Source organism: Pontibacter sp. YIM B11418 (genome assembly GCF_059278805.1).
This window is the reverse complement of record NZ_JCAEMH010000002.1, coordinates 171272-195730: the sequence shown is the minus strand read 5'-3', so window position 1 is coordinate 195730 and position 24459 is coordinate 171272. Positions and strand designations below refer to the sequence as shown.

17 protein-coding genes are annotated in these 24459 nt (G+C 51.8%); 9 read left to right on the top strand and 8 right to left on the bottom strand.

The features are described 5' to 3' along the window. Positions 1-542: 542 nt before the first annotated feature. The 4 genes from AC4QZR_RS05235 to AC4QZR_RS05220 all read left to right on the top strand — a co-directional run bounded on the left by AC4QZR_RS05235 (position 543) and on the right by AC4QZR_RS05220 (position 7991). Positions 543-3734, top strand: coding sequence for a SusC/RagA family TonB-linked outer membrane protein (locus AC4QZR_RS05235; RefSeq protein ID WP_494479948.1), 3192 nt, complete (start codon positions 543-545; stop codon positions 3732-3734). 64 nt (positions 3735-3798) lie between these two features. Next, on the top strand, positions 3799-5241 hold the full coding sequence (locus tag AC4QZR_RS05230) for a SusD/RagB family nutrient-binding outer membrane lipoprotein (protein ID WP_494479947.1): 1443 nt from the start codon (positions 3799-3801) through the stop codon (positions 5239-5241). Positions 5242-5332: 91 nt separating this feature from the next. Beyond that, positions 5333-6856 (top strand): calcineurin-like phosphoesterase C-terminal domain-containing protein, encoded by a 1524-nt coding sequence (locus AC4QZR_RS05225; RefSeq protein ID WP_494479946.1) that lies wholly within the window; start codon positions 5333-5335, stop codon positions 6854-6856. Positions 6857-6956: 100 nt separating this feature from the next. Next, positions 6957-7991, top strand: a complete 1035-nt coding sequence (locus tag AC4QZR_RS05220; protein ID WP_494479945.1) for an endonuclease/exonuclease/phosphatase family protein — start codon at positions 6957-6959, stop codon at positions 7989-7991. Here AC4QZR_RS05220 and AC4QZR_RS05215 read toward each other — a convergent pair. The 3 genes from AC4QZR_RS05215 to AC4QZR_RS05205 all read right to left on the bottom strand — a co-directional run bounded on the left by AC4QZR_RS05215 (position 7981) and on the right by AC4QZR_RS05205 (position 13593). Next, on the bottom strand, positions 7981-9309 hold the full coding sequence (locus AC4QZR_RS05215) for a serine hydrolase domain-containing protein (protein ID WP_494479944.1): 1329 nt from the start codon (positions 9307-9309) through the stop codon (positions 7981-7983). The two genes, AC4QZR_RS05220 and AC4QZR_RS05215, sit on opposite strands and share 11 nt — an antisense overlap. A 613-nt stretch (positions 9310-9922) precedes the next feature. Further along, positions 9923-11452, bottom strand: coding sequence for a DUF5723 family protein (locus tag AC4QZR_RS05210; protein WP_494479943.1), 1530 nt, complete (start codon positions 11450-11452; stop codon positions 9923-9925). A 254-nt stretch (positions 11453-11706) separates the two neighbouring features. Continuing rightward, positions 11707-13593 (bottom strand): gamma-glutamyltransferase family protein, encoded by a 1887-nt coding sequence (locus AC4QZR_RS05205; protein WP_494479942.1) that lies wholly within the window; start codon positions 13591-13593, stop codon positions 11707-11709. A gap of 260 nt (positions 13594-13853) precedes the next feature. Between AC4QZR_RS05205 and AC4QZR_RS05200 the strand changes: the two genes are divergently transcribed. From AC4QZR_RS05200 to AC4QZR_RS05180, 5 genes are read left to right on the top strand one after another with little or no spacing between them, the layout of a single operon-like run. Further along, complete coding sequence (locus AC4QZR_RS05200; protein WP_494479941.1) at positions 13854-15446, top strand: AAA family ATPase; 1593 nt, start codon at positions 13854-13856, stop codon at positions 15444-15446. Further along, positions 15434-16396, top strand: coding sequence for a hypothetical protein (locus AC4QZR_RS05195; RefSeq protein WP_494479940.1), 963 nt, complete (start codon positions 15434-15436; stop codon positions 16394-16396). Before AC4QZR_RS05200 ends, AC4QZR_RS05195 begins: the two co-directional genes overlap by 13 nt. Further along, a complete protein-coding gene (locus tag AC4QZR_RS05190; RefSeq protein ID WP_494479939.1) occupies positions 16384-18159 on the top strand; it encodes a DUF58 domain-containing protein in 1776 nt (591 codons plus the stop codon). The genes AC4QZR_RS05195 and AC4QZR_RS05190 overlap by 13 nt, the downstream gene beginning before the upstream one ends. Beyond that, positions 18152-18727 (top strand): hypothetical protein, encoded by a 576-nt coding sequence (locus AC4QZR_RS05185; protein WP_494479938.1) that lies wholly within the window; start codon positions 18152-18154, stop codon positions 18725-18727. Before AC4QZR_RS05190 ends, AC4QZR_RS05185 begins: the two co-directional genes overlap by 8 nt. After that, positions 18714-20066 (top strand): AMP-binding protein, encoded by a 1353-nt coding sequence (locus AC4QZR_RS05180; protein ID WP_494479937.1) that lies wholly within the window; start codon positions 18714-18716, stop codon positions 20064-20066. The genes AC4QZR_RS05185 and AC4QZR_RS05180 overlap by 14 nt, the downstream gene beginning before the upstream one ends. On the opposite strand, the gene AC4QZR_RS05175 is transcribed toward AC4QZR_RS05180, so the two are convergent. The 5 genes from AC4QZR_RS05175 to AC4QZR_RS05155 form a co-directional block, all read right to left on the bottom strand. Then, a complete protein-coding gene (locus AC4QZR_RS05175; protein ID WP_494479936.1) occupies positions 20042-21061 on the bottom strand; it encodes an AAA family ATPase in 1020 nt (339 codons plus the stop codon). The two genes, AC4QZR_RS05180 and AC4QZR_RS05175, sit on opposite strands and share 25 nt — an antisense overlap. 200 nt (positions 21062-21261) lie before the next feature. Next, positions 21262-22509: a sulfate adenylyltransferase subunit 1 gene (locus AC4QZR_RS05170; RefSeq protein WP_494479935.1), complete on the bottom strand. Its 1248-nt coding sequence runs from the start codon at positions 22507-22509 to the stop codon at positions 21262-21264. Between the two features lie 3 nt (positions 22510-22512). After that, positions 22513-23418, bottom strand: a complete 906-nt coding sequence (cysD, locus tag AC4QZR_RS05165; protein WP_253404580.1) for a sulfate adenylyltransferase subunit CysD — start codon at positions 23416-23418, stop codon at positions 22513-22515. Position 23419: 1 nt separating this feature from the next. After that, positions 23420-24142, bottom strand: a complete 723-nt coding sequence (locus AC4QZR_RS05160) for a phosphoadenylyl-sulfate reductase (RefSeq protein WP_494479934.1) — start codon at positions 24140-24142, stop codon at positions 23420-23422. Then, on the bottom strand, positions 24108-24398 hold the full coding sequence (locus AC4QZR_RS05155; RefSeq protein ID WP_494479933.1) for a DUF2061 domain-containing protein: 291 nt from the start codon (positions 24396-24398) through the stop codon (positions 24108-24110). The genes AC4QZR_RS05160 and AC4QZR_RS05155 overlap by 35 nt, the downstream gene beginning before the upstream one ends. Between the last annotated feature and the right edge of the window lie 61 nt (positions 24399-24459).

Sequence of the window (24459 nt, the reverse complement as noted above, 5' to 3'; positions counted from 1 at the left end):
TGGTCTGTGACAGCAAAGACAGGGCTTATACCTGACTTTGGTAATGGCAGAAAGTCCCCCTTCGAAGGGGGCAGGGGGATGTTAATCGTTCACAAATTCCCCTCTCGAGAGGGGCAGGGGTGGGTTCATCGTGCATGACTCTTTGGGGTAGGACCCTCAATAAAAGGGGAAAGCCGGGATGGGGTTAAGTTCCCTAGAACGCCTATACCTGTGAATAAGCGATTACAGGCTCCACTTCTACCATGTGTTGCGGGTATCCTTACCCGCGCTTACCGTCTTTCATAATTCGGAGATTAGGAAATCCCCTACAGCTAACTTTCGGATTGATCAATTCGAAAGAGCAATTGCGAGCAGCTGCTTAAGTTGATGGCATTGGGTGTAAGACATCTCCTTAAATGAAGTACAGGTATTTTATACATTATTAAAAGGTCAAGATTTTCGGATACTCCTCCCGATTCCTTAACCTTTACATTTCCTTTCCTTAATATTTGGGTAACCTGCCAGGAATAGCTTTGCGACCAGATAAACCAACATCTTTCGCTATGCTATTAAGAACTTTTACACTTTTAAAACGGCAACTTTCTGCCATGTTGCTCCTGCTGCTTTGCTGTCAGGTGGCCGTGGCACAGTCGCTGTCCATTCAGGGCAAAGTAACCGACGAACAGGGCACAGGACTGCCGGGTGCCAGTGTGGCCGTGAAGGGCACCACTAATGGCACAATCACCGATGGAAATGGCAATTACAAACTGAATGTCCGCAACCAGGACGATGTACTGGTGGTGTCCTTTATCGGGTATCTCGCGCAGGAACTGCCTGTCGGAAGTAAGGATTTTATCAACATCCAGCTACAGCCCAATCAGAATCAGCTGAACGAGGTCGTGGTAACCGCCTTAGGTATAGAGCGGGAGGAGAAAGCCCTGGGGTATGCTACCCAAACAGTTAGCGGCGAAAGCCTTACCAACGCTCGCTCCAATAACTTTGCAAGCGCCCTTTCCGGTAAAGTGGCAGGTCTGAGCCTGGTGTCTCCTGGTTCAGGGCCAGTAAATTCTACACGCATATCGCTGCGCGGGGATAACTCGCTGGATCCTAACGGTAATAATGCGCTGATTATACTGGATGGTGTACCGCTCAACAGCGGAATGACCAGTTCAGGCGTTGACAATGCTTATGGGGCAGGCTCAGGCAACGATATCCCGGTGGACTTTGGCAACGGCATTGCCGATATCAACCCCGACGACATTGAAAGCATCACCGTGCTGAAGGGTCCAAGCGCGGCGGCGCTCTATGGCAGCCGTGCCGCCAACGGCGTACTAATCATCACCACCAAATCCGGCACCAACAGGAAAAAAGGCCTGGGCGTGACAGTGAACTCCAACTTCAGCTTTAACGATGTGCTGCAGTGGCCGGATTACCAGTATGAGTATGGGCAGGGAACGCATGAGCTGGACAAGAACGGAAAGCCCGTTTACTCCTACCACGTGTCAGAGGACAGCAAGAATACAGGCAGTACCAGTAGCGCCTATGGTCCTAAGTTTGACGGACAGTACTTCTACCAGTATGATCCCACCCTGGAGGGGCAATCGGCTGAGCGCCAGTTGTGGAGACCCTACAAAGACAATATCAAAGGCTTCTTTAGAACAGGTTCTACCATTGCGAACAGTGTAGCCGTGGACGGCGGCAATGACCGTGGTTCGGCACGCGCCTCGCTGACGCATTCTAAGAACGAGTGGATCATGCCCAACACCGGATTTGAGCGCATGACGGCCGCTCTGAGCCTGAACTACAACGTGTCGGATAAGCTGAAGCTGAACTCCAAAATTAACTTCACGCACAAGAAAAGCGACAACCTGCCTGGCACCGGCTACAGCAACCAGTCGATTGCCTACTTCATGATCTTCCAGAACCCGAACGTGGATCTGGCCTGGTACGAGCCAAGATGGAAAGCGGGCAAAGAGCAGCTGGAACAGATTCACCCGTTTAGCTCTTACATCGACAACCCCTATGTGATAGCCTACGAGATGACCAATGCCATGAATAACTATTCAACGGTGGGTAATCTCTCGGCTACTTATGAGTTCTCTCCGAAGTTTGACCTGCTGGTGCGCTCTGCGCTTACGACAAGACAGGAGGACCGAGCGCAGCGCCGTCCATTTAACACGGCCAACTTTCCGCTCGGTTACTACAAGGAGCAGAACATCTTCGACTATGAGATCAATAACGACTTCCTGGTTACTTACAAAGACAAGATAGGAAGCGATATTGATATCAGGACTTCATTTGGCGGCAACGCCAGACGTGAAAAATACAGACTGACAAACGGGGTGATTGATGGCCTGGTCATCCCTGCGGTATACAAACTCTCCAACGGCCTCAGCAACCCGATGATGACAACAAACCACTCAAACAAGCACGTGAACAGCTTGTATGGTCTGGCCACCTTCTCTTATCAGGACAAGGTGTTTGTAGACGTGACGGGTCGTAACGACTGGTCCTCTACACTGCCGGTACAGAACAACTCCTTTTTCTATCCTTCCATCAGCTCCAGCTTTATTCTGAGCGATATCTTCACGCTGCCGCGCCAGGTGTCTTATGCCAAGTTGAGACTCTCTGCAGCGAAAGTGGGTAACGATACACGGCCTTACAGGACCAGAAAGTACTACGGACAGAGCGACTTCGCAGCCTCTGGCTCAGTGCCTACTACACTACACAATAAGGACTTTAAGCCTGAACTAACCACCAGCTATGAGGCCGGCCTGGAGTACAGGTTGTTCCAGGGTCGCCTGGGCATGGACATTACTCTGTATCAAAGCTTCACGGAAAACCAGATCCTCGAAATCCCGCTCGACCCTACTACAGGCTATAGCAGGGCTGTAATGAACGCCGGAAAGGTGCGCAACCAGGGTGTAGAACTGATGGTGAACGCCACGCCGGTAGAAACAAGCGGTTTCCGCTGGAACACGTCGATGGTATGGTCTAAGAACGACAACAAGGTAATGGAGCTGGCGGAGGACCTCGGAACCGATCAGCAGGTGCTGCACATGGGCGGACAGGCAAGCATCATCGCTAAAGTGGGCGGAAGCACAGGCGACATCTACGGCTTTGGCTTTGTGAGAAGCCCCGACGGACAGATCGTGTACGACAAGGCAGGCCTGCCGGCTTACCCTGCTGAAACGCAGTACATCGGCAATGCCTACGCTGACTGGAAGGCCGGTTTCAATAACGAATTCTCTTACAAAAACTTCCGGTTCAATGTATTGCTTGATGGCCAGTACGGCGGCATCATTTACTCCCAGACGCACCATAAAATGGCGGAACAAGGCAAGTTGAAAAGCACGCTGATGGGCCGTGAGGATGGTTTTATTATAGGCGATGGCGTAGTGGACAACGGCGACGGTACTTTCTCGCCAAACACAGTAAAAGTAAAGCCTCAGGCCTACTACACGCGCTACTATCGTCGCGCGAACGTGGAGTCTAACTCCTTCGATGCTTCCTTCCTGAAGCTGCGCGAAGTACGCCTGGAGTATAATCTGCCAAAAACGCTGCTCGCTAAGACCAGGTTTATCAACGGGGCCAGTGTGGCACTGTACGGTCGCGACCTGGCCATGATTACCAAGTTCCCGATGTTCGATCCGGAGACGGCCGCGCTGAATGGCGGCACTATCATGCCGGGTGTGGAGATGGGGCAGATGCCTTCTACCAGAACCTTCGGTATGAACGTTACCCTGCAGCTTTAAATTGAACTTGAAAAAATAGCCTGGCCTGGGGGTTCTCAGGCCAGCTTCCTAAAATATACATGCAATGACAACACGTATAAATAAATTCCTGGCAGTGCTGGTGGTCCTGACCTGCCTTAATTCTTCCTGTACCGATGACTTCGAGGAAATCAACATCAACCCGAACCTCATCGAAAAGATCAGCCCCGGCACATTGCTCAACCTGATCATTTATGAGGTGTCGAGCTTTAACGCTACCCGTAGCAATTCCTTCACGTTTGATCTGATGCAGGTGGCACTGCCATACCCGAGCGCATCCGGTGGCGTGCACCGTTATGACATCGGGGAGAGCGCCGGCAACTCGACCTGGAACACTTACTACCGCTGGATTGCCAATATCAAGGAAATGCAGGCGGCAGCTGTAGCGGCAGAAGATCCTAACTACGAGGCGATTGCCCTTACCCTGAATGCCTGGGTATACTCGCTGTTGACGGACTCCTTCGGGGATGTGCCCATGGATGAGGCATCGCGTGGTGATGAAAAGATTTTCTACCCTGCCTTTAATACACAGCAGGAGGTTTATACCAAAATACTGGCTGACCTGGAGCGGGCAAACACCCTCTACAGCACTTCCAGGGGTATGGTGTACGGCACGGATATTCTCTATGGCAACAACGTAACAAACTGGCAGCGCTTCACCAACTCACTGCGCCTCCGCCTGCTGCTCCGGGTATCTAACAAGTCAGAGATGAATGCAGTGGCCCGCCTGGCCGAGATCATCAACAATCCGGAGGCAAACCCGGTGTTTACCAGCAACGAACAGGCGGCTATCCTTAAAATTACGGGCATACCACCGATGATATCGCCGTGGGGTCGTGCCGTTGATTTTAGAACAGGCCGTGCAGCCTCCTCTTTCTTTATCGACAAACTGAACGCGTTGAACGATCCGCGCCGTCCGAAGTTCTTTGGGGAGGCAACGTTAACAGACGGCAAAACCAAGGTGGGTTACAAGGGCATCCCGAGTGGTTTTGACAGCAACAGTGCCCAGTTCGATTTCTCCCCATCCAGTCCGAACATCGCTTTGGTAACCACACCAATGATTGCGGTTATGATGAGTTATGCCGAGGTGGAATTCATCAAGGCTGAGCTGGAGCAGAAAGGCATTGCCGGTGCCGATGCGCAGTCGCACTACGAAAGAGGCGTAAAGGCTGCCATTGCGCAGTGGGGCGCCGAAGTGCCGGCCGATTACTTTGAAAACCCGGCCGCTGCTTACGATGGCTCCCTGGAGCGCATTATGCTGCAGAAGTACCTGGGGCTGTACTTTACCGATTACCAGCAGTGGTTTGAGTACCGCCGCACGGGCCTGCCCGTGTTGCCTAAAACGGAAGGTATGATGAATAACCAGCAAGTGCCGGTGCGTTTCCGCTACCCAGCCAACGTGCAGCAGATGAACGGCGAGAACTACAAAAAAGCCGTGGAGCGCATGGGCGGCGACGATATAAATACCAAAGTTTGGTGGGAAAAGTAATCCTACAAAAGCTATGAAAACAGGGAGTCGTTGCTCGGACTGGGCGCGACTCCTTTTATAATTGTAACAACCATTTCAGACTGATTTAACAATGTCTCAGAAAAGAAGATCCTTCCTTAAATCCCTCGGCCTGGCAGGTATGGGCCTGACGCTGGCGCCTAGTATCCTGCAGGCCAAACCCGCTATACCTGTCCGCGGCAAAGACCTGAGCACCGTAACCCTGAGCGGCAAGGTATACGCCAATGGCAAAGGTATAGCCAGCGTGTCTGTAACCGACGGTATTAACGTGGTGACCACCGACTCGGCTGGCCGCTACGAACTCCTCAGCAATGCTACCGCTGACTTTGTATACCTGTCCATACCGCGCGGCTACGAGTTCGAAAACGAAAAGAGCATTACCCGTTTCTACAAAAGAATTGCACCGCAGCGGGGTCGTTTCAAAGCGGACTTTGAGCTGAAACGCCTTGCGCAGGACGACACGCAGCACAACTTCGTAGTATGGGCCGACCCGCAGATCATCTCCAAAGCAGACGCGGAGCAGCTGAAGCGCGAGTCGGCGCCTGACTTGAAAGCGCTGGTCAGCAGTTATCCCAAAGACACCCTTTTTCACGGCATTGGCTGCGGTGACCTGGTGTGGGACAAGTTTGAGCTTTTCGACGACTACCAGGAGGCGCTGGCCATAGCCGGTATCCCTTTCTTCCAGGTGATCGGCAACCACGACATGAACCTGGATGCCCGAACCGACGAAGGCTCCACAGATAAATTCAAGGAGCTGTTCGGGCCGACCTATTATTCCTTCAACAGGGGAGAGGTGCATTATGTGGTGTTGGATGATGTGTTCTTTATCGGCACGGCCAAGAAATACATAGGTTACCTGACGGAGCGGCAGCTGGCCTGGCTTGAACAGGATCTGGCGACTGTAAAGCCCGGTTCAACGGTGGTAGTTAGCTTGCACATACCGGCCTATACCCGCCAGCATGAGCGCAATAAAGAGAAAGAGCCATCCTTGGGCGGTGTGGTGTCGAACCGTAAAGAATTATACCGTCTGCTGCAGCCGTACAAAGCGCACATTATGTCGGGTCATACCCATTTCAACGAGAAGATCTTTGAGGGCGACAACATCATCGAGCACGTACACGGTACGATTTGCGGTGCCTGGTGGACCGGCCCGATCTGCTACGACGGTACGCCGAGCGGCTATGGCGTGTATGAGGTGAAGGGTAGCGAATTGCAGTGGTACTACAAATCGACGGGACTGCCGCGCGAGCACCAGTTGCGGGTATACCCGGTAGGGGCTATGGCCGCCAAGCCGGAGCAGGTGGCTGTGAACGTCTGGAACTGGGACCCAAGCTGGAAAGTGGAGTGGCTGGAAGACGGCAAGCGCATGGGCGAAATGACTCGTGAAACCGGGCTGGATCCTTTGTCAGTAGAGCTGCATGAGGGAACTGCCAAACCTTCCAAGCACAAATGGGTGGAGCCACAGCCAACCGATCACCTGTTCTTTGCCAAACCATCAGCTGGAGCAACAACTTTTGCCGTGCTTGTAACCGATCGTTTCGGAAATGTATACCGGGATGAAGTGAAACTAGCCAGGCCGGAAAGTGCCGTTCGCTAGGTATAGCTTTTTGCCAGGTATAGCTTGTATTGTCTCTTACCAGGTATAGCCTTTCACTGATGCAGGTATAGCAATTTGCCTGACCAGGTATAGCATGCAGGTGCCAGAACTCTTTTTGGGTTCTGGCACATTTGTTTGGAATCCGGTAGTGTCTGAGGTTAGTCCCTACAGGTATAAAGTTCCGGGTTCCGGCTTACGCCAAGCTATACCTGAAAAGAGCAGGCCAGATGCTGCGACCACACCAACAGATCGTTATATTTACGAAACTATACCTTTAGCTATACCTATGCGCTTCTTTTCCAATCTGTCGCTGCTGTATTTAAGTGGCCTGTTGCTGCTGATTTCCTGTGCGCCAAGCTCCCGGCAAAGCACAGCTAAACACGCATCTGAAACTCCCGTGACCCAACTTCGCGTCATGAGCTATAACATTCGCCATGCGAATCCGCCAAGTAAGAAGGGTGTGGTGGAGTTGGAGACGATTGCAAACGTGATCCGAAAGGAATCGGTGGATCTGGTGGCCCTGCAGGAAGTGGATGTGAATATTGCACGATCAGGAAATGTCAACCAGGCTAAAGCATTGGCCGAACTGCTCGGGATGCACTACTACTTTGCTAAGGCCATTGATTTTGGTGGAGGCGAGTATGGCGTAGCGATCCTGTCGCGCTTTCCACTGTCAGATACCCAGAAAGTGCCGCTGCCCGAGGAGGCCGAACCGCAAGCGGAAGACCGGGTAGTAGCACTTGCTACCGTGCAGTTACCGGGTGGGCAGCGCATTCTATTTGGCAGCACCCACCTAGATGTGCTGAGCAGTGACAACCGCCTGCAGCAGGTACAAACCATCAACAACATTGCCGAAGCTCAGGAAGGGCCTTTCATCCTGGCCGGCGACTTCAACGACTATCCAGATAGCCCCGCCATTGCTGCGCTTGACGGTGTATTTCAGCGTACCTGCCAGACCGATTGCGAACCTACTTTCCCGCAAGACAATCCCGACCGCATCATCGATTACATCGTTTTTTCGCGCACGTTTAATCTGAAAGTTCTCTCACAGCATGTGGTGCCGGAAAGCTACGCCTCAGACCATCGGCCGGTGGTGGCGGTGTTAGAGCTCCCGGCTGCTCCCGCTAGTCGTTAGTGGCCAGTTGCTCCACACCGGTAGGCCAGCTTTCCATGGACAGGATCTTCTCTCGGAGGGCATCGGTTATTTCATCAGCGATCCGGTTGGGTGAGCGGTTGTAGCGCGTATTGGCCAGCACCACAAAGCTGTACTCGTCGTTGACCCTGGACAGCACGGCCGTGGTGCCCGGGAGGGAGCCATAGTGGGTCCAGGTGTCGCCACCAAAATAAGTAGTCTGCAGCAGGTTTTCTTCTATCAGGTCAGGTATAGCCGGGTTGCGATCGATCAGGGCCATGAAGCGCATCAGGTCGCCTGTGCTCGACAGCCAGCCGCCATGCGCGTCCATACGTGCCATGTTATACGAGTAGGGATTGTGCTCCCGCTGGTAGTATTTCACCTCTTCCGGTACCTGTTCTGCTGCCGAGTCGCCCGCTATCTGCATTCCGAAAACCTTTGCCGGATGTAGAATTTCCTCCTGTACAAAATTCTGGTAAGGATTACCTGTCACTTTTTCGATTACCCGGCCCAGGATGCTATACCCCAGGTTAGAGTAAATAACAGTTGAGCCGGGCTGGTGCTCCAGGACCTGGTGCTGCACCTGCTCTGTAATGATCTCTCTGGCCGTAACAGCGCCATCGACCAGCATCGGATCGCGTTTGCTGTTGGGCCATCCGGAGGTATGGGTGAGTAAATGATTGATGGTGATCTGAGCTATGTTAGGATCAGCTGGTTCCGGGAATTCGTCTGCCAGGATGCCTTCCGGACCAAATACCTTATCTGCCAACCTAAACTTTCCGTCCTGTATCAGTTTTAGGATACCGGCGCTCGTGATGGGCTTAGATAGGCTGGCAATCCGGAACAGGCTCTGGTCGCTCACGAGCTCTCCTTTTTCCTTGTCAGCATAGCCGTAACTTCTGACAAAAACCGGCTCGCCGTTTCGGGTGATGGAAATGGCAAGTCCGGGCACATCGTAACGCTGCATGATTTCATCGAGCATCTCGTCGAAATGAATGTAAGCGGAGCCAGGTATAGCCTGCCGTTGTACCACGCTTCCGTCTGCTGCTACCACATTGTAATAGATGCTGCGTTGCGTTTCGGGATCTCTTTTAAAGGCGTTGTTACTACTAATGTCTGAAGTGGCAGGTGACATGTATACAGAGCCGCCCGTGGTGGACGCTACGGCAGTCGTCTGCTGCGAAGTGTTATAGGGGAATATAGAGAAAGGGAAGAAGCCGGTCTCTGATAAGCTGGTCTGTGAATTTGTAGGTCTCCTGATTCCGGCTTGGCATGCGAAGATGCAAAACAGAAACAGTGCGACACACAACCTTCGGTGCATACTGTAAAAAGGTAATTGGTACTAACAACGTATGGCGGCGAGGCAGTTGGGTAGTAATGATAACCCGGGCTTCGCCAATTTTCATAGTGCAGGTATAGGAGCCGGAATCTGAAAGCGCTTTCGCCGTGATTCGGATGCTAATTTAAATTATGTTTATTTCTGAAACAAAATAAATCGTAAACCGTAATTGAACTTTATTTATTAAGTTAATCCGATAATAAATCAGCAAGGGGAGCCAAAATCAAGTTTGGAGATATCAACTGGCAGTATTATTTACTGCAATCTTAAAATAAAGCCCATATACCTTGACCTGTTATCGACAAGACTATGGCCTTAGCGAACAGATTTCAATCAAAATGACCAATCCGGTTCCTTGATCCAATCATTTTGATATGCTTATAGATTATAAGTAGTCTATATATAGAGTGTTATTGGATTGTAGGATATTTCTAATATGATAAATTTAATTAAGTTTAAAAGAATTAGGCCAGCAGGTAAAAATATCTGCTCGACCAGATAACATCGTACTGCTAATTTGGTCAACTAAGTATAAAAATTAAACCCCGTGACCTTTTCCAGGTACGGGGTTTAAGGTATACAGCGCTACCTGCTCTTAACCAGGCTGTTGAACAGTGGCCGGAGTTGATTTCTTCTCTTTCGGGTTGCGTTGCAGAATAGGTAGCAACGATACGCCAATGTAGGCATTGGCGCCATATGGCTTGCCTAGGTTAAGGGCACCCCCGATGTTATCAGAGCCGATGTAAAAGTTCATGAAACGCACCATAGCACCTACAGTCAGCACTGAATAGTTGTTTTGCAGGGCCACCGGCATAGCCAGCTCAAACTTTTTGAACTCAGCACGTGGTGTAATAGCAAACAGCGAATTCTGGCGCATTCCGATTGTATTGCGGCCACGTACACCCTGGATCAGAGTGGCATTCGCGTAAATGTTTCGCGTCAGGCGATAGTCAATATTAATGTTCAGGGCGGTGGGTAAAGAGGCGCGGAAAGAAGTCTGCTTTTCGCTTTCGCTCACATCCAACTGTTCGTTTAGGTAGTCCAGCTTATCCTCAGTTGTTTCTGCGTCTCCTATGTCTGAGAGGTTCACCTCTTTGTTAGTGCGTGTTACGTCGTAAGCCCATACCAAATCCGGGTTATTGTAATGGATGCCTCCAACATCCATCAGCGACACAGCTACCCTGTATTTGTACTTGTTTTGTTCAAGGTTGGTAAGTTGCTGTCCATTGCGTGTGATCTGGTAATCCGAGTTGCTCGTGCGGTACTCGTAAGTAAAGCCCAGGTCGGCACCCCATCCGCTGCCAGCACTTTTGCCGCCTAGCAACAAACCGAGGATGTCACCACTTTCAGCCGCGTCAAATTCTGGCGCAGCCGCATAGCCATAGCGGGCATGCACTTTATCTAGTTTCACTACGTATTCTGCATCGTCAGTGCCTTCTACCATTCTTTCCTCGGCTTGCAGGTCCGTATCTTCCAGGTTAAGGAAAGCGGCCGAGCCACCGTTGAGGCGCTTCAGGGTTATACCTGCCTTCACAAAATGTGGCCCCTGGTCCAGCACTACCCGGGCATAGCTCAGGCCAAACTCCGAAAACACATTGGCATTCAGGTTCATGTTGTTGCCGGTGTAGGGTTTGTACAGGTAGCTGTCGTCTTCGCCATCCGCTACTTTATACAGTCGCGCCACTTCCTCTGACAGATTGTTTGCCTGGAAAGCGGTACGTACGCGCGTTGTTACTGCAATGCTGTGCTGGGGGCTTAACTGCCACATAAACGCCGGACCTCTGAAGTCTGCACCGGCCATCACGAGCTTCTGCTTGCCGTTCAAGTTCTCCTGAATGTACTCACTTTTAAACTCCTCGCCCTGACGAGCCAGCTTCAGCAGCGACATAGGTGCATCGTAGCGCAGATAGTTATTTGTGGCGCCAAACTCAGCTGAAAAAAGGCTCAGGTAGAACTTGTGGCGGGAATCAGCTATAGCCGAGGGATTGGTATAGAGGCCGTTTGTGCCGGCATAATTGCTGTTGGCTATACCTAACTGCTGCGCCTGTGCTGTTTCAGGCAGCAATGTTTTGGCGAGGAGACTGAGTCCAAGGGCAATTTTAACTGCGTAGATGTTTCGATTCATGCAATGCGAATAAGGGTGAGTGAATGGGACAATTAAGCTGTAAATCATAGCCCGGAAGGGCATACGTAGGTAAGTGTATTAAAAAGCGCACCAGGTAGTTGCTCAATTATATATAGAAAAAACACTATTCTTATGTGAGTGGCTGCAAAGGTAGCAGGACAGATTTGAAGTGCCAATACCTACGTTTGGGTATTTAGTGAAAAAAAACCCCTTCAATTTGAAGGGGTTTGTGATGTGAAGACAAGTATGGAAACTTACCAGGCAATGCCGTAGTCTTCGCCGTGGTTGCTGGAGCCACCCCAGAAGCTGCCGTGTTTCCAGTCAAAGAAAATGGCGTTGATCGGTCCGCTGGTGCGGTCGCCGAAACTCAAGGTATAGCCCATCTTCTTCAGTTCGTTGCGCACCGAATCCGGTGTGCTTTCATTGAGCAGGATGTGGCCGGGCTTCGGTTTGCGGTCATCGGTCTTGGTGCCGCCGAGCGAGAGCCAGAGTTGGTTGGTGTTAAAGTTGGCCGCCTCGGCTGCTTTCTGCACGTTCATGTCAAACTCCACTACGTTGAGGAAAAACTGCAATAGGTTCTGTTCCTGCGTATCGCCGCCCTGCACTGCAAAGGACAGGTAGGGGCGTCCGTCTTTCAGCGCCATGGAAGGCGTGAGGGTCACGCGCGGTCGTTTGCCCGGCTCCACCACGTTGAAAGGATTAAGCGTCTGATCAAGTACGAAGCTTTGCATGCGCTGGCTCATACCTATACCTGTGTTACCCGCGATAGTGGCCGGAAGCCAGCCCCCGCTCGGTGTGATCGAAACGATCCAACCTTCCTTGTCTGCCGCCTCAATGGTGGTGGTACCGCGCCAGAGCCGGTCCTGGTACTCAGCTTCTTCCTGAATTGAACCAGTACGCTGGTCGTGTGTCGGGGCAAAGTTGCGGCGCACGGTATCCGGTTCAAATCCTCTTTTCTTCAGCAATTTCAGGTAAGGGTTCTTGCGGCCCTCAAAAGGGTAAGGGTCTCCGGGACCAATGTTGGCGTCGTTCTTATCTTGGCGAATCAGGCTGGCCCTTTGCTTGGCGTAGTCCTTGCTGAGCAGGCCTTTCATCGGCTCCTCCGGTTTAAAGTAAGGATCGCCGTAATAGAAGTCGCGGTCGGCAAAGGAGAGGCTCATGGCCTGGTAGACGGTATGGATGTAGCGGGGGCTGTTGTAGCCCATGTCTTTCAGGTCGAAGTTCTCGAGGATGTTGAGTGCCTGTAGTAGGGTAGGTCCCTGCGTCCACTGCTGCATCTTGTATACCTCCACGCCTTTGTAATTCACCATTAGCGGCTCTTCCTCGATCGGCTTCCATTTGGCCATGTCCTGCATGGTGATCAGTCCACCTTGCTCTTTGGAGCCGCGCACAAACTCTTCCGCAATATCCCCCTTGTAGAAGCGGTCGTAAGCAGCCATGATGGCCTCCTTACGGCTCTTGCCTTGCTTCAGGGCTTCTCTTTCAGTCTCTACCAGCCTGGTGAGCGTCTGCAGCAGGTCCTTTTGTACGAAGATCTCACCGGCTGAAGGCGCTTCCCGTTCCTCCCCCGGATGCGTCAGGAACACTTTTTTGCTGTAAGGCCACTGCTTGATGAGTTCCTTGTTTCGCTCGATGCTGTTTGCGGTTTGTGCCTCGATCGGGTAGCCGGCTGCCAATTCCATGGCGGGCGCCAGCACCTCTTCCAGACTTAGCGTGCCGTAATTGGCCAGCATGTGCATCATTCCGCCGGGAGTACCGGGGGTGGTGGCTGCCAGAGGACCGTTTTCAGGCGGGAAGTTGTAGCCTTTGTCTTTGAAAAACTTGGCAGTAGCGCCGGTAGGAGCGATCCCCATCGCATTGAGAGCGATTACCTTTTTGGTTTTGGGGTTGTAGATGAGTGCCTGTGTTTCGCCGCCCCAACTCAGCACGTCCCACATGGTGCAGGTGGCAGCCAGCATGGTACAGGCCGCATCCACGGCATTGCCGCCTTTCTGGAAGGTCATGGCCCCTGCGGTGGCAGCGAGCGGCTTGCCTGTTATAGCTACCCAGTTTTTGCCGTGCAGCACCGGCTTCTGGGTCTGCTGCGCCGCAGCCGGGAACAGGGGCAGGGTCAGCAGACAAAGGGATAGGAATCGTTTCATTTGTTTCGGTTTAGGAGATCAATTTAGTGATTTTTCTCAGAGAAGACCTATGGGACCCGCCTCATTTATCCTGTTTTCCAATTGAATCTCGGTCTAAAAGGTATAACGTATCTGAATAATCAGTCCAAACTATATTTATGTGAAAATGGCTGGTAAATAAAGAGAAAATTTGCAGCTTAGCAGGGAGATACCCTGCCTTCAAGGTATAGGATTTCTGCTTTTTGAAGCAACGTGCTATCTACTAATCTATCAGCCAGCTAATGAATACAATAGTCAACAAAGCCCTTGGCTTCTTCCAGAAAGTGCCATCCGCACCCACCAATCCACAGGATGTTTCTGAGTTTGCCGCATTCGATATAAAAGATCTGTATGCCAGTGAAGACGGTGCCGATAATGGGCAGCTCCAACTCGGGTTGGACGAGAAACTGCGCCAGGCTTATTTCTGGATCACAAACTCGGCCATCATCAGTCCTTTTTATGACATTGAGTTTGAAGACGGCGAGTCGAAGCGCTTTGTATTCGGCGACAGCAAGGTGGAAGTAACCCTGCCACAGGGGCAGAGCTACTCTAGTTTCGTGCTCATCCCGCTGCTAACACTGGCCGTGCGGGGTAAATGCCTGATCGTGGGCGGACCGGGTCGCGGTAAAACAGCCACTTCCATTTTGATGGGGTTGCTGGCCGGTTACTCCAAGACAGACGTGCTACGCGCCATCCAGCATGGACAGCCTCAAATGACCATTTCAGACCTGTTGGGTCATCCGCTGCCCGCTGATATGGTGAAGGCCGAGAAAACCTCTGATATCCGGATTGCCTGGCGCAAATGGTTGGGTATGCGGGTGAAAATCATTGACGAATACAACCGCATTCCAACCCGTACGCAGTCCGCCCTGCTCACGGTGCTGTCCGATAACTACGCCGAAATATTCGACCAGATTTTCGAATGTCCGCAGGCAGCCTGGTACCTCACCGCTAACGATGATGCGGGCGGCGGCACCTACCAGGTGATCGAGGCTTTGAAAGACAGGATCGATATTGTGATCCGGGCCTTTCACTTCAACACCCGTTTTATCGAGGACCTGCAAAAGAGAATAGAGCTCAACTATAAACCGGAGTCCATGATCCCGAAAGAGATCATTTTCACGGAAGAGGAGATGGATAAGATCCATGAGCAGATCAGAGGTATAACGATTGCCGCACCGCTTCGCAAAAGACTGGAGTTCTTCTGTCGCCAGTTCGAGTTCTTTGAGTCATCTTCGGATAAGCTCGAGTACATGACCAAGGACACCGCCAAACTTTCGGGCCTGGATTTCAGAACACTTTTCAGAAAAGAGACCGGAAAGGACCATGTGAAGGACCTCGGCTCACAGACAAAAAACGGCGTGTCGGTGCGCAAGATCATGACCCTGCTCATCTATGCCAAAGCACTGGCCTATTTCAGGGGCAACAAGCAGGTAGAACTGGAAGATATCCGGCAAATTCTGCCCTTTGTGCTCCACGATTCGCTAGTGCCGCACCTGGAATCGCCTTATTTTGACCAGGCCGGTAACGAAAGCTACCGCGTAGATCGGATCGTGTGGTTGCGCAAGCTCTTCGACCTATCCTGTGAGGAGTATATGAGCCAGGACATGGACACCGAGGACCCGGTGGAATATTTTGATGCGCAGTTTCGGCAGGGACTCGAGAATGTGTCGAAGAAAGAAGTGGACAGGCGCTTGCTCGAAATTGAAAAGCAACTGCACAAATGGTCGCAGGAGAAAAAACTGTACGGCTATCGACATGACGACATTCTGAAGCTGAAGTATTTTCACCAAAGGTATACCAACTACAGACGCTGGCTGCAATGGAAAAAATAAGCTACACGCCGCTGATCCAGCATTTGCAGGACAATACGGAGCTTTATAACCAAGTGTACCGCGAGTATGAAATGAAGTACGGTTCCATCGACAAAACCGTGCTGAGCCGGTGGATGGTACAGACGGTGGAGCCTATCGTGCGTGCCGTGGATGCGCTATACCCGGATCATATGCCACAGACTTTCAGGTCCTGCTATACCTATACCTTGCAGCTGCTTGGCAATAAGTCAGGCATCGTGTACGAAGGAGAATACCAGGCCGCCTGGAGCTTATGCGCGCAAGTGCCGTCTCTGGTTGCGCTATACCCTGGCCGGTTGCTATCTGCTATCAATGCGGCGCTGGACTCTATCAGATCGCAACAGCCGGAGAGGGTGTTGCAGTGGGTGACAGCCTTGAAGAGTACCCTCTGCTATGTCCTCTCGCTGGAAGAGTTTCTGGCTTTGGGAAGAATCCATGCGTGGCGGGAAGGTATGGCACACCTGCGGGAAAGGGCGCAGCAGGAGTTCGACAATTTGAGGGACGTGCTGAAGGAAGCGCTACTGTATCAGTATGCTGACTTGAAAAGTGAACGTGCTTTTGAGCAGGAATGGCTGAACCTGGCGGCTCCCCAATTTATAGAAGCGCCTGGTGGCTATGTCGGGTATGGGGGTGCTTTTGTGGCCCCGCCTAAAGTGGCGCAGCTTGGCAGACACCTTTTGGCAACCGACGGACAGCAACCCTACGCCTTCTTTGCCGATGCCTTTGGTAGTGTGTTGCTGGCAGATGTTCCGGTGCAGCCCAAGGCAATACTGAAGCGTTCCAACCTGCAGGGACTGGAAGTTTTTAAAACCCAATTCGGAAAGCAGGCCATTCCTTTTGATGATGTGATTTCAGCTGTACTGCTACCCTCTACTTTAGTGCTCACCCGGGCTAGTTCTCACCATTTATTTGTGTACGGATGGACACGATAGCTACTAAGCAAGACTTGGAAGAAGTGCTTCAGCAATGGAAGGATAGCTGGCAACAGGCCAAACAGGTCTGGAGTCCTTTTGTGAAATTGCGTGAGCCAGTCTGGTGTGCTACTTCAGGGCAAGTCAAAAATGAAGGACTAACCGGAAGCTTTGCTATGATCAGGCTAAACGACCACCGCATTGTGATCGATCTGGAGAAAGTGCTGCAGGAAGGCGTGTCCGATTACCCTGTCGAGATTTTGGCACATGAGATCGGCCATCACATTTATACCCCGGCCAATCTGCACGAAAATGCCGTGTTACTTTCCCGGATCAGGTGGTGCCTGGCAGATATTGAAGACCGGGCTCCCTTCGTGGCCAACCTGTATGCGGACCTGCTGATTAATGACACCCTGCAGCGCAAAAAGAATTTGCAGATGGCAGCGGTTTATCAGAAGATCAACCAGCAAGGTACTTCTACCTCTAAAGTATGGCATTTTTACATGCGTACATTTGAGTACCTCTGGAAGCTGGATCGGGGCGCATTGGGAGCAAAGCCGAAGAAACAGGATCCTATGATCGATGCAGACGCCTCGCTGGCTGCTTCTTTGATCAGAAGTTATGCAAAAAATTGGCTGGAAGGTGCTGGCAGGTTTGCCGCCCTGCTTTATCCCTACCTAATTAAAGACAAGGAATATGAGAAAGCCAGGAAGATCTTCACCGTCTACCTGGATGCAGAATATGCCGGCGAAGGTGGTGGGATGATCGCTGGTCTGGTGGAGATTGATGAGGAAGGATTGGCTGGTATCATTGATCCACGCGTGGAAGCAGCCAATCGTGCGGGGAGCAAGGATGCGGGCGGCGATGCTTTTGGAAAGGTAGAAGCAGGAGGGGAAGGACCGCGGCAGCGCTACCTGAATCCCGGCCGCTACATCGACCTCTTCAAGCAGATCAATCCCAAAGCAGATGAACAGGAGCTGCTCAATAACTATTACCGCGAGATCGCCCTACCGCATTTGGTGTCTTTTCCTTTGGAAGCCGCAAATCCCGTTTCGCTCAGCCTGCCGGAAGGCTCCGAAAGCTGGGACATCAGTGATCCGATGGATGAGATTGACTGGATCGAAACAGCTGTTGGTTCGCCTGAGATATTCCCGGGCTATAATACCGTGAAAAGAATTTACGGGTCTGACATTGACGATGCGGAAACCAAAAAGCCGTTGGACGTTTACATTGGGATTGATTGCTCCGGTTCGATGGGGAACCCACGCCAACGTTTTTCATGGCCCGTTCTGGCGGCTACTGTCATTGGTTTGTCCGCTCTTAGGGCCGGGGCGAAAGTAATGGGCTGCCTGTCCGGAGAACCGGGCAGTTTCATGGAAACAGACGGCTTCCGAACTTCTGATGTCGAAGTGCTCACCGTGCTGACCTCCTACCTGGGTACAGGTTATGCCTATGGCGTGCCCCGCCTCGAAACACCCTTTGGCCAGCCGGCAAAAGATAAGTCGCATGTGGTGATCGTGACGGATGACGACATTTTCCGGATGCTGAGGGCTGTTAATGAAACCACTAACATCAGCAATTGGGTGACTATGGAAAAGGCGCTCGTTCATGCCGGTGGTGTCGGTACGCTGGTGCTGCATTCGCAGCCCAATTGGCATCGGGAAGAAGTGCAGCGCTTGCAGAAGATGGGCTGGCACGTCTATTATGTGACCAATGAGCAGCAACTGCTTGAGTTCGCGGCTGAATTTTCTCAGAACCACTACAGTGTGAGAACGGATGATTGACATCTATACCTTGTTTTACCACCTGAAGAGCTATCCGGAATACTTTTTTCAGTGTCCGCCGCTAAACCGGGGTGTTGTACCGCATACCGAAGTACTGCTCAAGGACATGTACCGAAAAGTGCATGGCGACTTCAGCGTGCAGGATGCAGCGCTTCCTGCGCTTGTCAACCTCTGGCAGTACGATGAAAATCAACTAATCTCCATGCAGGTGGGGTGCTGGCTTTTTCACCATCCTTTCTTTGCAGGCAAGCCATCATGGGTCACAGGTATAGACGTTTTTCTGAATGATGATCTGCAGGCCTTGAGCCCTTTTGTGCAGGCAAGGGAGTGGGTGGAGGACGAGGACCGGGCCGAAGAATTTATCCGACTGGCTCTGAGAAAGTGCGGGGTTATACCTGCGGGTGAGACAGCGCTGGAGTCGGCCGACAGGCTGGAGGCACTGGATACCTTGAAGCGTCAGGCGGTGCTGCGCGGCTCACAGGCCTCGTACGACAGAATACGGGAGATCAGGCGCAAAATGGCGGAACAAAAAGCCCGGGAGGCAGCAAATGTGTATGGCAGAGAATAAGAAACCAGCTATCGGGTTGAATGACGCAGAGCGCTTCCCGCTGTTGTCAGATCTGTCGTTTCTACAGCAACTACGGCAGGATGAATTCGCGCCCCGGTATAATTTCCAGAGTGGCGACAGGCTGGAAGCGACCCACCTGGAAAAGGTAAAAGCCTATGCCCATACCATCACCAATGCCAGCACTTTCTGGCAGGCAGGCGGAACACCAGACTGGCTGGAGCAATACCTAGCCTGGTGTATTGAAACGATTCCTTTTTACGAAGGCAGAACACGATTTTTTGCTGAGCAGCCCACCATCAGCAGGCGGAACCTGCATGCCGCGCCCTGGGATTTTGTCTCGGGGGAAGCGCCGCTGGACGAGTTGCTCGTGTACCAGACCTCCGGTACCACAGGTCCGGCTATGGACGTGCTCTTTGACCCGGTGTCGCAGGCCTGCTGGATTCCGCAACTGCAGTCCATTTTGCAGCAGCACGGCATCCTCCTCGACGCTGCGCCAGACAAGGTGGCCATCGCCCTGATCTGCTCCCAACAGGAAACACTTACCTACGCTTCTCTCTCCACTTACTTAAATGGGGCCGGTGTGTTGAAGGTTAACCTGAATCCGACTGGCTGGAAAGATCCGAACGACCGGTTGCTATACCTTGAAAAGTACGATCCGCAAGTACTCACCGGCGATCCCTTTGCTTTTCTGGACCTGCTGAGGTTGCAGCCCGCTCTCCATCCGAAAGTACTGGTTTCTTCTGCCATGAAACTGACGGCTGGCGTCCGAAAAAAGCTCGAAGATTACTTCCGCTGCCCTGTGCTGGATATTTACTCGATGACCGAATGCCGGATGGTGGCCTGCGCCGAAGGTGACAGGTATAGAGCGATTCGCCCGGAGCTATACCTGGAGGTGTTTGACAATGACAAAGATGTGGTGCTACCTTACGGCGAAAGAGGTGAATTGGTCATCACAGGTGGCAACAACCCATTTCTGCCCCTGATCAGGTATAGGACCGGCGACTTTTGCAGCATCGAAATGGAGCAGGGTATACCTTACCTGGTCGGGCTGGAGGCCAGGCTGCCTGTTCCTTTCTATACCCCTGGCGGAGAGTTGGTCAATAATATTGAGATCTCACGGGCGATGATGGAGCTGCCGCTTGCCGGTTTCACACTCCATCAGGACAAAAACTTCCGATTCACCTTTACCGGTTGGAGCGATGAGCCAATTGCGCCAGCTGTGCACACTGCTTTACAGAAGGTATTTAAAACAGGTATAGCGGCAGATATTGCCATACACCCAGTAGCTGCCATGAAAGAAATGAAGGTTGTGAATTATACCAGCGCTTTTGAGCTGTAGGTTATGGAAGGATAATTCGCGAAGAACTTTTGATCGATCAGGGAGATGGCTTGCGCCAGTCTTTGTTGCCAGTTACCGCTGATTTCATGATAGGCAATGTTGTAGTGTTGCAACGTAGCGCGGTGCGATTGGTCCAGCAAATTGCGGTCTGCCTCGCTGAGCCTGGTGCCGTCCTGTACATGGGGCACGTCATTTTGCAGGTATAGGTAGAGCTGCCCTTGGTTGCAGGTATAGATGTTGGCAGGTAGGTCCAGTTGTTTGCCAAACATGAAGCTGGCGTAGGATTGGGTAATGTGCACGTCGGTATCTATGAACAACAGGGGAGAATCGGAGACAGGGCAAGTGATAATGCGGTGGGCGTGTTCGTGCGCCACAGCGTAGAGGTCATCGAATGCAAACTCCTTGGAGTCCTCGATCAGGTCCCTACCCGCCTCCAGCACAAAGGGAGCGCCATAATGTTCAGCTAAAAGTTGTGTGAGGCTAGTCTTACCAGTCGATTCTGTACCGAGTAAAATGATCTTTTTCCGGAAGTATGGTTTTACGGTATCCGGCAAATACTTCCAATTTGCCACCGGATTGTTTCGGATTGCTGACGCAGAAACAGGTACCTGATGCCGCTCTTCATCAAAAGCGATGTGCCGGATACCCATAAACTCAGCGACATAGTTGCCGTAAATCTCCGAGGTGATGACTAAAGAGCAGTCCGGCACAAGCTCACTGAACTTCCGGGACCAGATGTACGAAATCGCTCTGGAAGACTCCGATGAATTCGGATACTCACTTTCCAGGTAATTAAATACCCGGATTTCAAGCCCGCTCTGTCCCTGAAAGGTATCCACCAGCCAACCCTGTCTCAGTTTTGCAGGTATAGTTTCTCTGTCACTGCAGCAAATTAGTACGGTGAGAAAATCACATTGCGTTAAAGCGAACTCGATCATCGCTTGATGCCCTTTATGGAAGGGCAGGAACTTACCAAACACAAAAGCTTTTACCATGGGAATGCTGACTAAAGTATGCAATATACAAAAGCAGCTGAAGGTATGGCACGGGAGACAGCAAGTTGAGAGGACAGGTTGAAACTATACGTAAAAAAATAGCCCTTCCAGAGGGGAAGGGCTATTGAGATATTTCTCTGTATGTCAGAAATCCTTTATGTAAGCTGAATAGTTGATCAATACCAGATTTACACGCGGTGCTACCTGATCAACCCAACCCCAACTGTAGAATTGGTCTGCTCGTCGATGAGGATGAAGGAGCCGTTGGCTCTATTATCAGCGAAGGCATCGTAGAAGAATTCCTTTGCCGTCTTCAGCTGCACATCGGCAATTTCGTTCAAGTTCAGCTCGTTGACTTGTGTATTGCTGCCTAGCGTCACCACATCTATCAGGTTGGAGAGTGTGCTCACCTTCGCCTTGGCTACATTTACCCCATGCTGCAGCAGGTACGTACTCCCGGCTCGGAGCGGCTTTTTATCCATCCAGCAGATGGTGGCCTCCAACTGTCGGCTTTGCTGTGGCAATTGGCTTAGGGGCACGATCATGTCGCCCCGACTGATGTCCACGTCGTCCTTCAACAGTACACTGACAGACTCTTTGGCTTGCGCCGCTTCAATTTCACGACCAAATTTTTCAATGCGGGCGATGGTGGTTTCCTGTCCGCTTGGCAGCACGACTACCCGCTCGCCTTTGCGCAGAAGTCCACTGGCTACCTTGCCCGCATAGGCTCTGTAGTCATGAAACTCTTCAGACTTAGGTCGCACCACATACTGCACCGGAAAACGGCTCGGCTCCTCTGACAGGTGCTGCTCCAAAGGTATAGCCTCCAGCAGACTTAGCAGTGGCGCCTCCTGGTACCAGGGCATGTGCTCTGACTGACGAACCAGGTTTTCGCCGTACAGCGATGACACAGGTATAAAGCTGATTTCCTGTCCCGGGAAGCGCACTTTTTCGGCAAAGGCCATGAAAGTGGCCTTTGTTTCCTCGAAGCTTTTTTGGTCGTAGTCCACCAGGTCCATCTTGTTCACGCACACCACCACATGGGGTATGCGCAGCAGGCAGGAGATGTAAAAGTGCCGGAACGATTGCTCCACCACCCCATTGCGGGCATCTACTAAAATCATCGAAACATTGGCATTGGAAGCGCCCGTCACCATGTTGCGGGTATACTCAAAGTGCCCCGGTGTGTCGGCGATGATGAACTTTCGCTTTGGTGTCGAGAAGTAGATGTGCGCCACATCGATTGTAATTCCTTGTTCACGTTCTGCTATAAGGCCGTCGGTGAGCAGCGACAGGTCCACATAGTCGAGGCCTTTCTTTTTGCTGCTCGCCATAATGGCTTCCAGCTTGTCGGTGGTGATCGAATTGGTTTCGAACAGGAGTCGGCCAATCAGGGTGCTTTTCCCATCGTCCACGCTTCCTGCGGTTGCAATTTTTAGAACGTCCATACCTTAAAAATATCCTGCTTGCTTTCTTTTTTCCATGGCTGCCTCGGAGCGCTTATCGTCTATACGGGCCCCTCTTTCGGATACCGTGGCACTCAGTATTTCTGCAATGATGTCTTCGATCGCAACGGCCGTTGACTCCACGGCAGCCGTACAGGTCATATCGCCCACGGTTCGGAAGCGGACCATGCGGGTGCTCACCGGCTCGTCATCAGAAACTAGCATAAAGTTAGAGTAGGGGAGAATCTGACCGTCGCGCTCAAAAGTCTCGCGCTCGTGCGAGTAGTAAATGCTAGGTATAGCCAGCTGTTCTTCTCTGATGTAATTCCACACATCCAATTCGGTCCAGTTGCTGATCGGGAATACGCGTACATTCTCGCCCATACTGATTCTGCCGTTCAGCATATCAAAGAGCTCCGGTCGCTGCTTCTTGGCGTCCCACTGGCCAAAGTCGTTTCTGACGGAGAAGATGCGCTCTTTGGCGCGGGCTTTTTCTTCGTCCCGTCGGGCGCCGCCAATGCAGGCGTCAAAGCCAAATTCTTCGATGGCATCCAACAGCGTGACGGTCTGCAGCACGTTGCGGCTGGCATATTTTCCGGTCTCTTCCACCACTTTCTGCTGGTCGATGCTGTCCTGTACATAGCGCACGATCAGCTCCAGGCCGAGTTCTTCTACCAGTTCATCTCTGAAGCGAATGGTCTCCTCAAAATTATGCCCCGTGTCAACGTGCAGCAGGGGAAAGGGAATTCTGGCCGGATAGAAGGCCTTTTGTGCCAGCCTTACCAGTGTGATGGAGTCTTTTCCGCCGGAGAACAGGAGGACCGGTTTCTCAAACTGCGCGGCCACCTCCCGCAGGATGTAAATGGCCTCGTCTTCCAGTTCTCTGGGGAATGCCGTGTTGTGAGTAGCCATATTAATTTTTTTGGTTGAAATAATTTGCATGAAGTCCGCACTCTTTCTGGGTTTGTTCCCACCACCACCTGCCGGCCCGTGGTTCTTCGCCCGGCTGGATGGCCCGTGTGCAGGGGGCACAGCCGATGCTGATGAATCCCTGGTCGTGCAACTTGTTGTAAGGAACATCGTGCTCCTGCAGGTAGGCGATCATCTGGTCGAAAGTCCAGTTGATGATCGGGTTGAATTTGATGACGTGGAAAGCCTCGTCCCATTCCAGCAGGTTGAAGCTGCTACGGTTTGCACTTTGGCCGGAACGCAGCCCAGTCACCCAGACAGCCACTCCTTGCAGCGCTCTCGTTAGTGGAAGTACCTTGCGGACATGGCAGCAGGCCTTCCGGCTTTCGACGGAGTCGTAAAAACCGTTGATGCCATCGCGGCTGATGTAGGCTTCTACATCGCTGGCCTGCGGAAAGAAGGGTTCTATTTTACTTCGATATTTTTGCTCCGTTTCGCTCCAGAGGGTGTAGGTTTCCTGAAACAGCCGTCCGGTGTCGAGCGAGAAGATCCGGATCGGAAGTTTGTCGGAAAAAATGGCGTGGGTGATGACCTGGTCTTCCTGGCCGAGCGCTGACGAGAAAGCGATGCTACCGGGGAAACGGTTTGCCATCCGGGCAAGCGCTTCGGAGAGCGGCAAGTCCGCCAACTCCTCAAGCAGGGACGGAATTTGATCTTTCAAGTTCATGGGCATGGTTTTTTGCAGTGAATCTTTCCCAGATTCGTTCGTGCACGTAGTAGAGCAGGATTTTGCTGAAGACCTCAATAGAGCCGATCGAAAAAGCCATTTTCAGCTCGCCGGTGATGAAGTAAGAGATAATGATGGTGTCCAGGGTTCCCAGGATGCGCCAGGAAAATGCCTTGGCGACGCTCTTGAATTTGCTGTCCTTCTTAGGACCTTGCTTCCTGGTAAGAGCTTTTCGAAGATATTGGTCTAATAGCATAGCGCTGCTTTGAGTACCAAAACTACATAAAACCTACAAACCAAGTAGGGTATACGATTAA

Bases quoted from the DNA above. Each gene is read 5' to 3' on its own strand.
- AC4QZR_RS05235 (WP_494479948.1), top strand. From the start codon at position 543: ATGCTATTAAGAACTTTTACACTTTTAAAACGGCAACTTTCTGCCATG.
- AC4QZR_RS05230 (WP_494479947.1), top strand. From the start codon at position 3,799: ATGACAACACGTATAAATAAATTCCTGGCAGTGCTGGTGGTCCTGACC.
- AC4QZR_RS05225 (WP_494479946.1), top strand. From the start codon at position 5,333: ATGTCTCAGAAAAGAAGATCCTTCCTTAAATCCCTCGGCCTGGCAGGT.
- AC4QZR_RS05215 (WP_494479944.1), bottom strand. From the start codon at position 9,309: ATGCACCGAAGGTTGTGTGTCGCACTGTTTCTGTTTTGCATCTTCGCA.
- AC4QZR_RS05210 (WP_494479943.1), bottom strand. From the start codon at position 11,452: ATGAATCGAAACATCTACGCAGTTAAAATTGCCCTTGGACTCAGTCTC.
- AC4QZR_RS05205 (WP_494479942.1), bottom strand. From the start codon at position 13,593: ATGAAACGATTCCTATCCCTTTGTCTGCTGACCCTGCCCCTGTTCCCG.
- AC4QZR_RS05200 (WP_494479941.1), top strand. From the start codon at position 13,854: ATGAATACAATAGTCAACAAAGCCCTTGGCTTCTTCCAGAAAGTGCCA.
- AC4QZR_RS05195 (WP_494479940.1), top strand. From the start codon at position 15,434: ATGGAAAAAATAAGCTACACGCCGCTGATCCAGCATTTGCAGGACAAT.
- AC4QZR_RS05190 (WP_494479939.1), top strand. From the start codon at position 16,384: ATGGACACGATAGCTACTAAGCAAGACTTGGAAGAAGTGCTTCAGCAA.
- AC4QZR_RS05185 (WP_494479938.1), top strand. From the start codon at position 18,152: ATGATTGACATCTATACCTTGTTTTACCACCTGAAGAGCTATCCGGAA.
- AC4QZR_RS05180 (WP_494479937.1), top strand. From the start codon at position 18,714: ATGGCAGAGAATAAGAAACCAGCTATCGGGTTGAATGACGCAGAGCGC.
- AC4QZR_RS05175 (WP_494479936.1), bottom strand. From the start codon at position 21,061: ATGGTAAAAGCTTTTGTGTTTGGTAAGTTCCTGCCCTTCCATAAAGGG.
- AC4QZR_RS05170 (WP_494479935.1), bottom strand. From the start codon at position 22,509: ATGGACGTTCTAAAAATTGCAACCGCAGGAAGCGTGGACGATGGGAAA.
- cysD (WP_253404580.1), bottom strand. From the start codon at position 23,418: ATGGCTACTCACAACACGGCATTCCCCAGAGAACTGGAAGACGAGGCC.
- AC4QZR_RS05160 (WP_494479934.1), bottom strand. From the start codon at position 24,142: ATGAACTTGAAAGATCAAATTCCGTCCCTGCTTGAGGAGTTGGCGGAC.
- AC4QZR_RS05155 (WP_494479933.1), bottom strand. From the start codon at position 24,398: ATGCTATTAGACCAATATCTTCGAAAAGCTCTTACCAGGAAGCAAGGT.